The 15,543-nt window shown below is 34.8% G+C and carries 11 protein-coding genes and 1 tRNA gene; 6 read left to right on the forward strand and 6 right to left on the reverse strand.

Going from position 1 to position 15,543, the window contains the following annotated elements; all coding sequences use genetic code 11:
* Window positions 1-246 precede the first annotated feature (246 nt).
* On the reverse strand, window positions 247-534 hold the full coding sequence (locus tag ACWPWS_RS01615) for a helix-turn-helix domain-containing protein (protein WP_105680702.1): 288 nt from the start codon (window positions 532-534) through the stop codon (window positions 247-249).
* A 179-nt stretch (window positions 535-713) separates the two neighbouring features.
* Window positions 714-899, reverse strand: coding sequence for a tyrosine-type recombinase/integrase (locus tag ACWPWS_RS01620; RefSeq protein ID WP_105680701.1), 186 nt, complete (start codon window positions 897-899; stop codon window positions 714-716).
* Window positions 900-1,500: 601 nt separating this feature from the next.
* On the opposite strand from ACWPWS_RS01620, the gene ACWPWS_RS01625 reads away from it, so the two are divergent.
* Complete coding sequence (locus ACWPWS_RS01625; RefSeq protein ID WP_454045269.1) at window positions 1,501-2,991, forward strand: recombinase family protein; 1,491 nt, start codon at window positions 1,501-1,503, stop codon at window positions 2,989-2,991.
* Window positions 2,978-3,142: a PTS sugar transporter subunit IIBC gene (locus tag ACWPWS_RS01630; protein ID WP_076549604.1), complete on the forward strand. Its 165-nt coding sequence runs from the start codon at window positions 2,978-2,980 to the stop codon at window positions 3,140-3,142. Before ACWPWS_RS01625 ends, ACWPWS_RS01630 begins: the two co-directional genes overlap by 14 nt.
* Before the next feature lie 190 nt (window positions 3,143-3,332).
* On the opposite strand, the gene ACWPWS_RS01635 is transcribed toward ACWPWS_RS01630, so the two are convergent.
* Window positions 3,333-3,406 (reverse strand) — tRNA-Arg (locus tag ACWPWS_RS01635).
* Window positions 3,407-3,465: 59 nt separating this feature from the next.
* Between ACWPWS_RS01635 and ACWPWS_RS01640 the strand changes: the two genes are divergently transcribed.
* From ACWPWS_RS01640 to ACWPWS_RS01650, 3 genes are read left to right on the forward strand one after another with little or no spacing between them, the layout of a single operon-like run.
* Complete coding sequence (locus tag ACWPWS_RS01640; protein ID WP_454045270.1) at window positions 3,466-4,512, forward strand: ABC transporter substrate-binding protein; 1,047 nt, start codon at window positions 3,466-3,468, stop codon at window positions 4,510-4,512.
* Window positions 4,513-4,555: 43 nt separating this feature from the next.
* Window positions 4,556-5,200 (forward strand): monofunctional biosynthetic peptidoglycan transglycosylase, encoded by a 645-nt coding sequence (gene mtgA, locus ACWPWS_RS01645; RefSeq protein ID WP_105680699.1) that lies wholly within the window; start codon window positions 4,556-4,558, stop codon window positions 5,198-5,200.
* Between the two features lie 13 nt (window positions 5,201-5,213).
* Window positions 5,214-7,250 carry a recombinase gene (locus ACWPWS_RS01650; RefSeq protein ID WP_454045271.1) on the forward strand — a complete coding sequence of 679 codons (2,037 nt, stop codon included), beginning with the start codon at window positions 5,214-5,216 and terminating at the stop codon, window positions 7,248-7,250.
* Window positions 7,251-7,301: 51 nt separating this feature from the next.
* Here ACWPWS_RS01650 and ACWPWS_RS01655 read toward each other — a convergent pair whose 3' ends face one another.
* The 3 genes from ACWPWS_RS01655 to ACWPWS_RS01665 all read right to left on the reverse strand — a co-directional run bounded on the left by ACWPWS_RS01655 (window position 7,302) and on the right by ACWPWS_RS01665 (window position 9,582).
* Complete coding sequence (locus tag ACWPWS_RS01655) at window positions 7,302-7,595, reverse strand: hypothetical protein (RefSeq protein WP_105680697.1); 294 nt, start codon at window positions 7,593-7,595, stop codon at window positions 7,302-7,304.
* 148 nt (window positions 7,596-7,743) lie between these two features.
* Window positions 7,744-8,823: a DNA replication/repair protein RecF gene (gene recF, locus ACWPWS_RS01660; RefSeq protein WP_454045272.1), complete on the reverse strand. Its 1,080-nt coding sequence runs from the start codon at window positions 8,821-8,823 to the stop codon at window positions 7,744-7,746.
* A 3-nt stretch (window positions 8,824-8,826) separates the two neighbouring features.
* Complete coding sequence (locus tag ACWPWS_RS01665) at window positions 8,827-9,582, reverse strand: hypothetical protein (protein WP_454045273.1); 756 nt, start codon at window positions 9,580-9,582, stop codon at window positions 8,827-8,829.
* An 18-nt stretch (window positions 9,583-9,600) separates the two neighbouring features.
* On the opposite strand from ACWPWS_RS01665, the gene ACWPWS_RS01670 reads away from it, so the two are divergent.
* The gene (locus tag ACWPWS_RS01670) at window positions 9,601-15,516 is read left to right on the forward strand and encodes an alpha-2-macroglobulin family protein (RefSeq protein ID WP_454045274.1); all 5,916 of its coding nucleotides are present in this window, start codon (window positions 9,601-9,603) and stop codon (window positions 15,514-15,516) included.
* The last annotated feature ends 27 nt before the right edge of the window (window positions 15,517-15,543 follow it).

Here is a 15,543-nt window from a genome sequence, read left to right on the forward strand (position 1 = left end):
AACAGGCTAAAGTTGTTGGATTCATGAATTCGAGGTTAATTTGTTTTAGTAAATATATAGAATTTTGTAAGAGAAAGTACAGAATAAGTAGAAGATTTATTTAATAATGATTTACAATTTATATTAATATTGATATAATTTTTTGACATTTAATATGTTACATATGATTAATAAGTTGAAATACAAGACTTCCTTAGTAGCATTTTCTCTTTCCAAAATTTTTAATCATTAAATTTGCTGTTTCACTTATCTCATAGGAAGATTTTTTTTGCCTTCCTGTATCCATTCTAATAGTTCTGTCTTAGAAAAATAAAGCCTATTTCCCTTTTTATAATAAGGAAGTTCACGCAAGCAAACTTTTGAGTAAAGTGTTGGTAACGAAAGTTTGAGGATTTTGCATGCTTCTCTTGCACTAATAAATTCTTTTTCAGGCAGTTCTTTTTGAATACGATCTAATAGAATTTCTTCAATTTTATCCAATCGACTTTCTATCCTTTTAAGAATATTTGGAATCTCATCAAACGTATAATTCATAACTTTTTTCGAATTTTATGACTATTATAATTGATATTTTTTTGTATAACCTTTAATAGCTTAGTTTGGCTTTAAATGTCCCCCCCCCTTAATATATATTAAAACCTGCTAATTTAACTCTATAAATGGTTTCTCATGAACATCCATAATGTTTTTACCAATGTTGAACAGATTGATTTTTATTCTTTCAGACGCTTCTTTTTCAAACTGTCAACAATTTTTGCATAGATTTCAGTGGTCTTAATATCTTTATGACCTAGCAATTTTGAAACCATATATATTGATGTTCCTGCTGCTATTTGCAGCGTTGCAAAAGTGTTGCGGAAGCCATGAAAAGTAAAGTGTTTGTTAATTTCTGCATCTATTAACCATTTTTTTAGTTATGTAAATCGGGAAGGTATTTTAACTTTGCTTTAGAAGACCATTAATATTATTATTTAAACTTAATGGTTGTTTGTAACTAAAAACAAACAATATAACATCTACGAATTACAAGGCATGTCAATTGTAGTTTAATTTGGTTGGAATTATTATGCTAGGAGAGAGTAAAAAGTTGATAAGGCTTGTATTTGCTTTGGTGAAAATTTTTGATAGACTTTGATTATGAGTGTGTTAAAATAGGTGTTGTGATTCTGCTAATAATATCTACTTTGGATTAAGTATGAAATATTAAAATAGATTTTATGCTATTAAATCATTATTGCTGTAATATTTCCTTTTTGATGCGGTATCCTTAATGACAGGAAGATATGTATTTATTGTAATGAAAATTTTGCAGTTCCTTAAAAATACTTTTGATATCTAGGTGTCATATTGATGTGAGAATGTCATTAATTACTGCTGTTACTATCAAAGTTTTCTACTGAATTTCCCGTTTTTAATTTGATACAGCATAAACTGCTTTTTGTTTATCATTTCATATGATTAAAAATATTAATTTGTAAATCAAATAAATACATTAATTATATGAAGTCAGCCTATTTATACGTCCGCGTAAGTACAGATGAACAAAAAAGAAAAGGTTACTCCCTACCCGAGCAAGAAGATAGATTATTGAAATATTGTAAGTATAACAATATCGAAGTCAAAGGAATCTATCGTGAAGACTATTCTGCCAAAAATTTCAACCGACCTGAGTGGAAAGAATTGTTTTCAGAAATTAAAAAGAAATCATCAGGAGAAGATAAAAACATACTATTTATAAAATGGGACAGATTCAGTCGTAATGTTGAATATGCTTACGAAATGATTGGAAAGCTGCGAAAATATAAAACGACAGCAATGGCTATTGATCAACCAATTGATTTCTCTGTGCCGGAAAGTACCGTTATGCTGGCTGTATATTTAGCGGTTCCGGAAGCGGAAAATACTCGGAGAGCTCAAAATACAGCAAATGGTATTCGTCGAGCGAAGTTGATGGGTAGATATCCTAATAAAGCACCTATTGGATTTATTAATTTGACATTAATGGATGGTAAAAAAACTATTGCTCCTAAAGAGCCTGAAGCTGATATTATAAAGTGGTCTTTTCATCAAGCTGCCCAGAACGATCATAAGATTTCCGAAATAATGAAAATGGCTAATGAAAAAGGATTGATATGCTCACGGTCACACTTTTTCAGAATTTTACGGAATCCAGTTTATTGTGGGCTTATATCAGTCAAACTTAAATCTAATGAAGAACAAATGATAAAAGGTTTGCATGAACCTTTAATATCTGAATCGTTATTTTATCAAGTTCAGTCTGTTATTAATACAAAAAGAAAAACTACAGCTAAAAGGGATGATTTAAAAGCAATGTTTTTTCTTAGAGGTTTTTTGATTTGTCCTGTTTGCGATCGAAAACTCAGTGGAAGTATTGCGCAAGGAAGCTCAAAAAAATACCCATATTATCATTGTCATGATCGCTGTAGAACAAGGATAAACGCAATTTTACTGAATGATTGCTATCAAAATAAGCTTCAGCAATTAATACTATCAAATAATACAATTGACTTATTTAAATGTATTTTACAAGACCAGAATATAAAGACACTGAAAGCAAGTTATTTGTACAATCAAAATTTAATTGAGAGAAAAATAAAAGAAGAGGGGCAAGTTCTTTCTAGAGGCAGAAAGTTGTTTTTAGCAGGAGTATTAAAAATTGATGACTACAATGAATTAAAAAAAGAGAATCAAGTTAACATTAGGCATCTTAAGAAGGAAGCGCGTGATATTTTTCTTAAATTAAAAGCTATTGATAAAAAGGATCAAATAGAAGATAAAGAAATAGTCGAAGTTTTTCGAAAATTTTCCGAGTTTGACACCTCAGATAAAAAAAGTCTTGTGAGTCTTATTCCACCAGTTGATATTGATTATAAAACAGGAGATCTTTCTTTGGACTTGAATCAAGCATTTTTAAAAATATTATCAAAAAAAAGTAACCGAAAAACTAATAAGAAAAATGAATTTTATTGATAAGAATGTTTCAGTTGAACAAGCGATTATTCTTTTAGCTAAGAAAGGAGTTCAAGTAAATGAGAAAGAAGCTAAAATTATATTAGAATTACTATATTTAGTATCAAAAAGTTACAATAAGCCAAAAGAGGAAAAAATACTAGAACCTTAATGGGATTTCAAACTACGCTTCAATACCGATGAAATCTCTGATAGAGCACTTTTAGACTGTCTGTTTCAGGTGGACTAGGGATTTCACATCAAAAAATTCAAACTATAAAATGTCAGGCTGTAAAAGCTTGATATAGAGATTTTTATGTGTAAAAAAAGAGAGACAACTATCAAATAGTTGTCTCCTTAAGTGACCTCGACAGGATTCAAACCTGTAACCTTCTGAGCCGTAATCAGATGCGCTATTCAGTTGCGCCACGAGGCCTTTTGTTATCTTGTTGTTTAACGGTTGCAAATATACCACTTTTTTCCGTTCTTTGAAAGATGAAACAGAGAATTTTACTTTTATTTACGGTTTTTGCGCTAATTGCTTGTAAGAGAGAATCAAAAATTTCGTCCTCAGACTGGACAAATATCTCCGCCCGTACCCAATTTAAAGAACATGATGGTGTCCTGGAACTAAAATCGGGGAATTTTACTTATAATTTTAAGCAAAATCAAACTCCCTTCAAGAAAATAATCCTGTTGAATGCAAGTATGGCAGGGTATATTTCGGAGCTTGGAGCAGAAAATGTAATTATAGGTGTTTCAAGTCCGGAGTATATTTATTCTGATAAAATCCAGAATCTGATTAAAGAAGGAAAAATCCAGAATGTAGGAAGTGAACAGAAATATGATGTCGAAAAGATTATCTCTATGAAACCGGATGCTATTTTTACCAATCATATTGCCAGTTTCGACAATACCTATGAGCTTTTAAAAAACAATGGAATTCAGGTGATATTTCTGGATGAATATATGGAGCAGAAGCCTTTGGAAAAAACGGCTTATATCAAACTTTTCGGAGAATTTTTAGGAAAAGAAGCAGAAGCAGAAGCTAAATATCAGGAAGTTGAGAGAAACTACAGCGATCTGAAACAGCTTGCGTCAAAAGCAAAAGAAAAACCTGTTGTCCTGGCTAACGAAATGTATGGGGATGTTTGGTATCTTCCGGGAGGAAATACTTCTGTGGCTCACTATATTTCCGATGCCAATGCCAATTATATAATGAAGGATAATAAAGATGAAAAAGCATTAACAATGAGTTTTGAAGAAGTATATGCTAAAGCAGGAGGTGTTCAGTACTGGGTAAATGCAGGAAGCCATACCTCAAAAAAAGAAATGCTGGGCATGAATCCTTTCTATGGAAAGCTGGATGTATTCAATAAAGGAAAGATATATACCATTGCAGGAAAAGAAAAACTGAAAGCCAATGATTTCTTTGAAAGCGGTGTGGTAAGAGCAGATTTGATCCTTAAAGATTATATAAAGATCTTTCATCCTGAACTTTTACCCAATTATCAGCTTACTTATATGAAAGAATTGCAGTAACTCGTACTATTTGCTTATTTTTGCCTTTCCTTTTTATCAAGTTATGTGGAAAAAAATTAAACAGCTTATCTTCATCATTCTTGTTTTGAATGTAGTTTTTATCATCTGGGGCAGATTCTTTAATCCGCCAATCACTCTTACTCAGATAGGAGGGCTTTTTGAATACGGAAAACTGCACAGAGATTATATTTCCTATGATGAGATGGGAAATAATGTGAAGAAGGCAGTAATTGCCTCTGAAGACCAGAAATTCTTTGATCATGACGGTTTCGATTATACTGCTATCGAAAAAGCCATGAAAAATAACGAGAAAGGCAAAAAAATAAGAGGAGGAAGTACTATTTCCCAGCAAACGGCAAAGAATGTGTTTCTTTGGCAAGGCAGAAGCTGGGTGAGAAAAGGCCTGGAAGCCGTTTATACTTTTATTATAGAAAAAGTATGGACTAAAGATATTATCCTTGAAAGATACCTGAATTCCATAGAAATGGGGCAGGGTGTATTTGGTGTGGAAGCTGCTGCTCAATATTATTTTGGGAAATCCTCCAAAGATTTAAGTACCTCAGATGCAGCATGGATTGCCGCTGTATTACCTAATCCAAAGAAGTATGATCCTAAAAATCCATCTCCCTATTTAAGAAAGAAACATAATTGGATTATGAGACAGATGAGGAATGTGAGTTTGAAATAGTATCTTTGTACTAATGAAATTCTTTAATTCCAGCACAAATTTTGAGTCAGTTCTTAAAAAGTATTTTTCTTTTAAGAACGAAACCCTTTCTTTAGAACCCTTTGCAGAGTTTTTAGAGACCATAAAAGAGGCAGACTTCACAGATGTGCTCAATTTTTTCAGAAGCAATCCTCAATTTACTGAGAACTTTAAATATTATATTCACAATATTTTTAAAGGAAGACCTTTTAACCTTTCACTGACAGAAGCTAATATTCTTTCAGAAAATGCCTTTTTCCCGGAGCTGAAAAAAAGAATACTGAACAAAGTTCTGCCACCTGTTGAAAACGAAAAGACAGTATGGTACATGATCGACAATGTCAGTATGAGACCGAAGAAGGATTTGAAATACCTGCATAATCTTCCCGAAAATGAGATCAATGAATTTTTAAACATGTTGGGAGCTTCGGATTTTATTATCCGTCCCAATGTGAAAAAAGAACTCATTTTCTCTATGAATATTCTTTCCTGGAGGGTAACAGGAATGGCAATGGAAGTGGAAGTAGTGAGAATGGCACCTCAATACAGAAATCTAGACAATCCGTTCCTTGCTCTGCAGAATGAGCTGGAGGCATTAGCCGATGATCTGATAAAAGAGCCTGAATTACAGCTGCATTCAAAAGACAGCAGATATAAGCAGATCAAGATCTATGTAGAACAATGCCAGGAATTTGTGAATATTGCCTTTAAAAATTCAGCTAAATATGGTATTTCAGGAAAAATTAATCAATCTCTGATAAAAATCCGCCAGCAGACCAAAAGAATTTATGAGATTGTTCAGCTATTGGTTATTGATACCGATGAAGATATTCAGATAAAATCTAAACAGCTGGTCTTTAATATTCTGAGCTATAAATCCCATAAAAATAATATCTCAGATCTTATTAACGACAGTACAAGGCTGATTTCACACCTTATTACCAATCACACGGCAGAAGCGGGTACCCATTATATTACGTCTACCCGGAAGGAATATATGACTATGTTCTATAAAGCGAGCGGAGGGGGAATTATTGTAGGAGCCCTTTGTGTTCTGAAAATGCTGTATGGATATATTCCCGGGAGTGACTTCTCTCATGCTTTCCTGTACTCGATGAACTATGCAATGGGATTCATCATGATTTATCTGATGGGATTTACTCTGGCAACAAAACAGCCGGCAATGACAGCGGCTACCATGACAAAAGTATTGTCAGAAGAAGGGAATGCTCAAAGAAACAATACGGAGTTTGCCCATCTGGTCTCCAAATTATTCAGAAGCCAGTTTATTGCCTTTGTGGGCAATGTATTGCTGGCCTTTCCGGTGGCTCTTGCCATTATTTACGGTCTGGATGTCTTTTTCTCACAAAACCTTGCTGTAGAGCGTTCCGATAAACTGTTAAAAGATCTTGATCCATTTAAATCAAAAGCAATTCTGCATGCAAGTATTGCCGGATTTTATCTTTTTATTTCAGGAATTATTTCCGGGAATATCGGGAACAATTCTGTGTTTTATCAGATTCCGGAAAGAATTGCTAAAAACCTTTCCATCAGAAGTTTTTTTGGGAAGAAATTTGCCAAAGGACTTTCAAAATATTATGCTAAAAACTGGCCGGGAATTATTTCTAATTTCTGGTTTGGTGTTTTCCTTGGGGCGACAGCTCCGGTGGGGATGTTTTTCGGTCTTGATCTGGATATAAGACACATTACCTTTGCTGCAGGTAACTTTGCGTTGGGATTGTATGGAAAAGATTTTTCCGTAGATTCCTATACATTCTGGATGTCTTTTGTAACCGTATTTTTGATCGGTTTCTTCAATTTTCTGGTAAGCTTCAGTTTGTCGATGTTCCTGGCATTCAGGTCCAGAAAGATGAACTTTGGACAGGTAAGTGAGATCTATAAAGAAATATTCAGATATTTTATCAAGCATCCGTTGAAATTCTTCCTGCCATTACGCTCAGGGCTGGACAAAAAAGCAGATGACTTAATGAGCAGTACGATTTCTAATTCTAATAAATCAGAAGAACATTAACAATAAGATAAAAATGCTGTCCGTGGGCAGCATTTTTTATAGGTTTACGTCTTACAATATTTGAAGGTCACTGAATTTTTCCACCCCGAATTTATCCTGAAACTTTTTGAGGTAAAAGCTTTTTCGCATTTTAAAGTCATGTTTCAGTAAAGGAGAATCAATTTTAATGATGATGCATTCATTTTCAATATTGACACTTCTTATTTCCTTGAAAAGACTTTCATCAAGATACTCTTCAAGGAAATCTTTAATATCAAAAGCGACAAGTTTATGTTCAAAACCGTAGATTCTGGCAAAAGATTTTACCAGTTCGGAGGATTGATATTCACGTTTTTTCTTCTTCATAGTTGAGGTTCGGGGTGCATGATTCGTGTTTTGGAGTTTCGGAATTCGTTTTGGATGATAAGTTAAGATAAAAAATACTACAGTATGGATAAATAAATTTAATATTTTGTTTTTAAATTAAAACCAAGTATTTCTGTATTGTCGGGCACTAAACCTCAAAAATTATACTTTCCTCATTAATTTTCTTGACCACACTTTCAGTTCTTTCCCGATGAGTATCCGTAATGAATATCTGTCCAAAGCTTTCTTTGTTGACCAGTTCAATCAATTGTGAAACTCTCGTATCATCAAGCTTATCAAAAATGTCATCCAGTAAAAGAATAGGTGTCTTTTTGGTAAGTTCTTTCACAAGACTCATCTGAGCCAGCTTTAAAGAAATCAGGAAAGATTTTTGCTGCCCCTGGGAACCTATTTTCTTGATTAAAATATGATCCATTTCAAAAAGAAGGTCATCTTTATGAATTCCTTTTGAAGTATACGTGAGCATACGGTCTCTTTCAAGGCTATCTTTTAAAAGATTTTCAAAAGAATTTTCCAGTAAATGAGATTCATAAATAACAGATACTGTTTCTTTTCCACCTGAAATGATCTGGTAAAAATTCTGAACAATAGGATTAAGCTGCTCTACAAATTCTTTTCTTTTATTAAAAATTTTTGTTCCGAATCGGGTAATGGGATCATCATAGATTTCCAGCGAATCTTTGTCCCACGTTCTGTTTTTGGCAAAATATTTCAGTAAAGCATTTCGTTGCTGAATGGTCTTCTGATATTGAATAAGGTCAAAAAGATACTCTGAATCTGTCTGAGAAATCATTGCATCCAGAAACTTACGCCTGCTTTCCCCGGAATCCGAAATAAGATTGGAGTCATAGGGGGAGATCATCACACTGGGCAGATATCCGATATGATCAGCAAGTCTGTCGTAGCTTTTATCATTTTTTTTGATCACCTTTTTAGCTTCCTTAGGCTGAGTGATTCTGATGATATCTTCACTTTCCTCATTCTGAATTTCAGCATCAATGGTAAAAAAATCTTCCTCTTTTTTTATATTGTTAAAATCCGTATTTCCTAGAAAGCTTTTTCCTACTGATAAATAATGCAGGGCATCCAGAATATTGGTCTTTCCCACACCGTTATTACCCACAAAACAGTTGATCTGCGGGGAAAATTCAAATTTTTTCTCAGCGTGGTTTTTGAAATTGTAAAGGGAAAGCTTCTTGATAATCATTCGTCAAAAATACTCCATTATTAGTAAAAATAAAAAAGGAAGTGCAGAACAAGTTTCCACTCCGAAAGAGTAGTAAGCGTCATCTCTTTTATTATCAGAGAAATAGATGAGGATATAAGTTACAATGCTTGCCATAAAAAAAGCTGTGGCATATGATAAATCAAGATAAAAAATTGAAATCATATTACTGATGAAGACAAGTGCGTAGGCAATGTATTTAGTATTCTGAACACCTATCAGCATCGGAAAGGTTTTTACGGTATCACTATTCATATCCCGGATATCAAAAGGAAGAACAAGTGCCGTGATAAAGAAAAAGCTGATCAGAAAGATCGGTATACTGAATTCCGGAAGTGTAAGCCAGCAGTTGACCAGCGCCCATACCAAACCTACATAGAAAACTTTCAGCAAGGGAATCTTACGGATATAAACATCGAGAAAAAAACTGTTGTAAAGCAGTCCCAGCACCACAATAATAAACCATTTCAAAAGCCTTATTTCATTATGATTGTGGATGATTAAAAAAGCACAGGCAATTCCCGCAAGGGCATTGATAACAACTATTTTGAAAAAATGTCTGGTATATTGGTATTTAGTATAAAGATAACCACTGAAATAAGTGATGAAAATTAATGCAAAGGTAGGGAAACGGAATGTGTTTTGCTCTTTCATGAAAAATACTGCAAAAAGAGTTCCCATAAGAGAGACATAAACCTGGCTGTCTATGACGGTTTTTTTCAGTATTTTTAAGATGTTCATTTATCAAAATTAATATATATGAAAAGATTTTCCAAGATTTTTCTGCTTTTGCTTGTAATGCTAAGCTTTTCAACGGTATCCGCACAGAAATATTACGATACCCAATGGAAAAAAATTGCTGAAAACAGTACGAAAGGAGCTTATAAATCTAATCTTCCCATTATTTTAGACATACAAAAACAAGCCATGAAAGAAAATAATGCCTTTGAGCTGGTCCGTTCCCTGAAAGCGGAATTCAGTATTGTAAACCAAACAGTGGATGATGATCAGAATGATTCTGCTTCTCAGTTTTTCAAAAAACTTAAAGATGCGGAAGGAAAACTGAACGGAGAAGGGAAATTGGTGTACAAAGTCCTGCTGAATGGTTTTTTTATGGATTATTACAACCAAAACTCATGGAAAATAAACGGAAGAACCAATATCAATTCCCAGGATATTTCCCAGATTGAAACCTGGAGTAAGCTTGATTTTAAAAATTACCTGACCAAAAGTTTTCAGGAGCTTGATCAGGAAAAACCTGAAATGAAAAAGGTCTCTCTGGAAAAGTATAAAAAAGTTTTTTCAGGAACTGAAGATATAGCGTATTTTCCGGCATTATCGGATTGGTATGCGGTCAAGAAAATAGAGTTTTTATCCGAAAACAATATTTTTACAAAAAATGAACTGACAGCCAACCGCACAACGATCAGTGCAATCTATGATGAGCTGATTGACCAGAACAGCGGAAATGCCAAACTGTATTTCATGAAAGAGAAGATTACGGAAAACTGTAACTTCACTCATTGTAAGGATAAACTTCAGCAGCTTCAGAATCTTTTAAAATCTAATGTAGAAGGGGATTATAAAGTAGTGATCATGGGAGAGATCATGGATGAATTTGTGGGCAAGAAGAAACCTAAAGAAGCTCTTGCATTAGCTGCACAAGCCAAAAGTGAATATCCGAAATCTCTTTTCCTTGAAAATATCAAAAGTAAAGAGGCACAGATTGTAAATCCATATCTTACAATCAAATATGAATCTCAGACCCAGAATAATCTGCCCATTCATTTAGTAGCACAATATCAGAATGTTTCTGAATTTACCCTGAATATTTATGAAGTAAAAGATGATTTTACCTCATTGTTTCAATACATTGATAATTCTTATTCAAATGTCTTCGGAAAACTAAAAAAGAATCTGGTAAGGAAGGAAACATTCCAGCTTCCGGATCCTAAGGACTATCAGAATCACACAACGTCACTGGAAGTTAAGCCTCTTCCGTCAGGAATATATGTAGCAGAGTTTACAGTTGCAGGAGCTGATATGAAAGACACTGATTCCCGACAAAATTTCTACTTTCTGGTGTCAGGAAACAGAATTATTTATCAATCCAAAACAGACAGGAATCCTCTTACTGACGAGTTGAAACTGGTTAATAGCGAAAATGGCAAACCGGTGATGAATGAAGGACTTCGTTTTTATGAATTTGTTTCTAATAAAACATTAAATAAAATTGATGGAACAACCAATGCAAACGGAGTATTTAAATTCCCTTCCACACAAAGCAAAGAATATTACAGAACTTTTCTGATCCAGCAGCCTAAGACAAATGATTTCCAGATCATGCAGGTATATGGAAACAGAGGATCTGCTGAAGATTATAATCCCAACAAACAAACGCGTTCAACGGCACAGATTTTCATTGACAGAGGCATCTACCGTCCCGGACAGACTGTTTATTTCAAGGTGATCAATACGAGACAGAATAAAGAAGTGGAAGCTGTGCTTTCTGGATTAAAACAAAAAATTACGTTATTAAATACCAATAACGAGGAGGTTTCTTCTCAGGAATTTACCACCAATGAGTTTGGTTCTTATCATGGAAGTTTTATTCTTCCGAAAGGAAAACTGAACGGTAATTTTTATCTGAGAATTGAAGGGGAAAGCCAGGGATATAAAAACTTCAGGGTAGAAGAATACAAAAGACCAAAGTTTGAGGTAACCTTTAATCCGGTAAAAGAAGAGTATAAATATGGGCAAACCATAGAGCTGAAAGGGAAAGCGATAATGTTCTCCGGTGTTCCACTCAGCAATACTGTGGTGAATTATGAAATCAAAAAGCAGAATATCAGATGGAGATATTTCAGCTGGTATCCACAGGACAATGATAATGAAAACTCAATTCTGGGTGAGGCGAAGACCAATGAAAAAGGTGAGTTTACGATTCGTTTGGAACTTAAAAAAGATGAAAAACTGGAAGGGATACAAATTGATAACTATGCCATCAATGCTTCGGTTACAGATATCAATGGGGAAACACAGACTGCTAATACCCAGTTGAAGGTAGCCTCAGTTTCTCACTATATCCAAGCAGAAAATATCAACAATACTTTTGCCGATGAAAATGTAAAAGTAAAGGTAGAAACCAAGAACTATAACGATCAGAATCTTAAGAAGCCTTATCAGGTTAAGCTGTCAAAACTAATGGCTCCGGACAGAATTTTCAGAGATAATTTCAAATCTGATGTTCAGAATCTGCCTAAATATTCGAAAGAAGAATTTATCAGCAAATTCCCACATGATTTTTTTGATAAGAATGATGAGGTAAAAAACTGGAAAACAGAAAAAGTACTGGTAGAAAGACAACAACAGCCATCTGCTGACAATGCTCAGCCTTCAACGAATCTTGATTTAGGAAAACTGGATGCCGGAGATTATCAGCTGGAGCTTTTCAATATCGAAGGAAAAGACACCATAAAATCTTCCCAGTATTTCAGTGTCTGGGATAAAGTTTCTTTAAAGCCGACTCAAAAAACATTCCTTACCGTTATAGCTCCGAAAGAAGAAGTATCAAGAGGAGAAAAAGTGAAAGTATATGTTTTCTCAGCAATTCCTGATGCATTGGTCAATGTTTTTGTTCAGGACGGATCTGGAAAAACGGTTTCAGAAGTTCATCAGCTTAAAAAAGGAATACTGGAATATACCACTGAAATTCCTAAAGATAAGAGAGTCTCAGATCTGAACCTTCAGTTTCAGCTGGTGGCATTCAATGATGTGAATACAGAATCTGTTTCTTTAAAAATAAAAGATACCGAAAAACCTTTAAAAATAGAAACGGTAACTTTCAGAGATAAGCTTGAGCCTAATTCTAAGGAAAAATGGACGGTAAAAGTAACCGGAAATGATAATGAAAAGATCAATGCTGAAGTGTTGGCCAATATGTATGATATGTCTCTGGATCAGTTTGCGGCTAATAGCTATAGCTGGAGAAAATTATATACCCCATTTGTAATTGTTACTTCATATGGAATCAGAAATTACTTGCAGCAGCAAAATTATCAGAAGAGACTGAACTATTTCGAAGACAGATATATAGCGGTTCCTCAGTTTAACTGGTTTGATGGTGATTTTTATTCAATTTCAAGAGAAACCATTGTAGGATTTAGTAATCAGGAAGGAGTTAAAGCTCCGGCTTATGCACCGCCGCCATCACCTATTGCGGGCGCAAAATTTAAAAGTGCCAGAGCATCCGTTGCAGAAGATAAAATTGAGGTTATGCAGAATGTTGTTCCTGAACCTTTAAAAGCTCCGAAGGTAGAAACTTCTCCTCCTGGATCTTCTGAAGAAAATCTGGACAAGGTAGCTGTTCGTAAGAATCTAAATGAAACCGCATTCTTCTATCCGGATCTTAAAACTGATGCTGATGGAAATGTAAACTTCGAATTCACTTCTCCGGAAGCATTGACAAAATGGAAACTGATGTTCCTTGCCCATACAAAAGATGCAAGAGCTGCTACCTTGGAAAAAGAAGTGGTAACGCAGAAAGAATTTTCTGTAACTCCTAACTATCCAAGATTCCTGAGAGAAGGAGATGAACTGAATCTACAGTCGAAGTTATCTAACCTTACCGATAAAAAACTGAACGGTTCTGCCGAATTACAGATTCTGGACGCCTTTACCAATGAAAATATTTCTTCGAAGTTCGGAATGAGCTCAGGAGGACAAAACTTTAGCTTAACTGAAAACGGAAGCAGTGCATTGACATGGAAATTGAAAGTTCCGGACAATGTTTCTTCTGTTATTTTCAAAGTGGTAGCTAAAGCCGGAGCGTATTCGGATGGAGAGCAGCAGGCCATTGCGGTATTGCCAAACAGAATGCTGGTAACGGATGCTGTTCCTGTTTTTGTGAAAGAAGGAGAGACCAAGACATTTGTACTGGATAACCTTAAAAATACTACCTCTATAACAGCTTCTAATGTTTCCAATACGCTGGAACTGACAACCAATCCGATCTGGGAAATTATGTTTGCCCTTCCAAGTCTGAAAAATGACCAGAATAACTCTGCGGATGTGATATTCAACAAGTGGTTTGCAGACGTACTGGCTTCGGAAATATTCAAAGCAAATCCAAAAATGAAAACGGTTTTTGAGGAATATCAGAACAAAGGATTATTAAATTCAAATCTTGAAAAGAATCAGGAATTAAAACAATTGTTGCTGGAAGAAACACCATGGGTATTGGAAAGTAAAAATGAAGGCGAACAGATGCAGAAACTGGCATTATTATTTGATGTCAATACGATGAAAAATTCTATCAATCAGGATTGGGATGAGTTCAAAAAACTACAAAACCCTGACGGTGGATTCTCATGGTATCCTGGTTATCCAAGTTCTTATGGTACCTCATTGTATATCCTTAAAAACTTAGGAAAAATCAATTCCTGGTTAAAAGATAATGTGAAAGATTATCAGAGCTCAGAACAGAAAGCTATTGTCGCTAAACTGGTTCAGTATGTAGACAATGAAGTGAGCAAATATTTTGATGTGAAAAAAGGAAATGTATGGAACAACTGGGCAATGGATTATCTTGATACCAGAAACTACTGGGAGCAGCAATATCCTTTGAAAGGTAAAGGAGCAACCCTGAAAACGCTGGTGAAACAAAAAGCAAAGACTGCTAAGATTACTGATTTTACATTCTTCGGACTTCACCGTGCTGCATTATTGATGAATGATTATGGTCTGAAAGAAGTATCTGCTAAACTGATGAGCTACCTTAAGGAGACTTCCACAGATACAAAAACACAAGGAGTTTACTGGAAACAAAACCTGAACGACTGGGGATGGTTTGGCTCTAAAGTAGTCAGCCATGCCGGAGCACTGGAAGCTTTCAATACGCTGAAATCTAATGATCAGAACTTTATTGAAGATGTGAAAATCTGGCTGGTTACTCAGAAAGAAGTTAACTCATGGGGAAGCTCAAGAGGAACTGCGGAAGTGATCTTCACGATTTTGAATTCAGGGAAATCATGGACGGGAACAGAAAGTGATAAAGCAACCATTGTTTGGGGCGGAAAGGAATTAGTTCCTCAGACTCAGGCAACGGGATATGTGAAATCTACGGTGAAAACAGATGATGTAGATAAAAATTTAGCAACCGTAACGATTACGAAGCCAGGTCCGGGAATTGTTCAGGGAGGATTGTTCTGGCAGTATTATGAAGACCTTGATAAAATCAAATCTTCTGAAAATTATATTTCTGTAACCAAAGAACTTTATAAAAAGGTAAAAACGGTAAATGGGGAAGAACTTCAGAAAATCTCATCCGAAACACCGCTGAAAGTAGGAGATAAAGTGACGGTAAGAATGATTTTGAATACAGACAGAGCCATGGAGTTTATTCATATTAAAGACATGCGTGCTGCAGGATTCGAGCCTGTAGATGTATTATCCGGATATCAGTGGAAGAATAATCTGGGATATTATCAGTCAACCAAAGATGCTTCCACCAATTTTTATATTCAGTATATGCCGAAAGGAAAATATGTTTTTGAATATGATGTGGTAGCCAATGCATCAGGTAAATTCTCCAACGGAATTACCACCATGCAGAATTACTACGCACCGCAGATGAATGCGCATACAAAAGGAACTGGCGTAACAATTTCAGAGTAATATATAAAAAACTGCAGTAATTTTTAC

The sequence above is a fragment of the Chryseobacterium sp. Marseille-Q8038 genome (genome assembly GCF_965111995.1).

Excerpts from the sequence above, each read along its gene's own strand:
- ACWPWS_RS01650 (WP_454045271.1), top strand. The coding sequence starts at position 5,214 with ATGAAATTCTTTAATTCCAGCACAAATTTTGAGTCAGTTCTTAAAAAG.
- mtgA (WP_105680699.1), top strand. The coding sequence starts at position 4,556 with ATGTGGAAAAAAATTAAACAGCTTATCTTCATCATTCTTGTTTTGAAT.
- ACWPWS_RS01665 (WP_454045273.1), bottom strand. The coding sequence starts at position 9,582 with ATGAACATCTTAAAAATACTGAAAAAAACCGTCATAGACAGCCAGGTT.
- ACWPWS_RS01640 (WP_454045270.1), top strand. The coding sequence starts at position 3,466 with ATGAAACAGAGAATTTTACTTTTATTTACGGTTTTTGCGCTAATTGCT.
- recF (WP_454045272.1), bottom strand. The coding sequence starts at position 8,823 with ATGATTATCAAGAAGCTTTCCCTTTACAATTTCAAAAACCACGCTGAG.
- ACWPWS_RS01630 (WP_076549604.1), top strand. The coding sequence starts at position 2,978 with ATGAATTTTATTGATAAGAATGTTTCAGTTGAACAAGCGATTATTCTT.
- ACWPWS_RS01655 (WP_105680697.1), bottom strand. The coding sequence starts at position 7,595 with ATGAAGAAGAAAAAACGTGAATATCAATCCTCCGAACTGGTAAAATCT.
- ACWPWS_RS01670 (WP_454045274.1), top strand. The coding sequence starts at position 9,601 with ATGAAAAGATTTTCCAAGATTTTTCTGCTTTTGCTTGTAATGCTAAGC.
- ACWPWS_RS01615 (WP_105680702.1), bottom strand. The coding sequence starts at position 534 with ATGAATTATACGTTTGATGAGATTCCAAATATTCTTAAAAGGATAGAA.
- ACWPWS_RS01625 (WP_454045269.1), top strand. The coding sequence starts at position 1,501 with ATGAAGTCAGCCTATTTATACGTCCGCGTAAGTACAGATGAACAAAAA.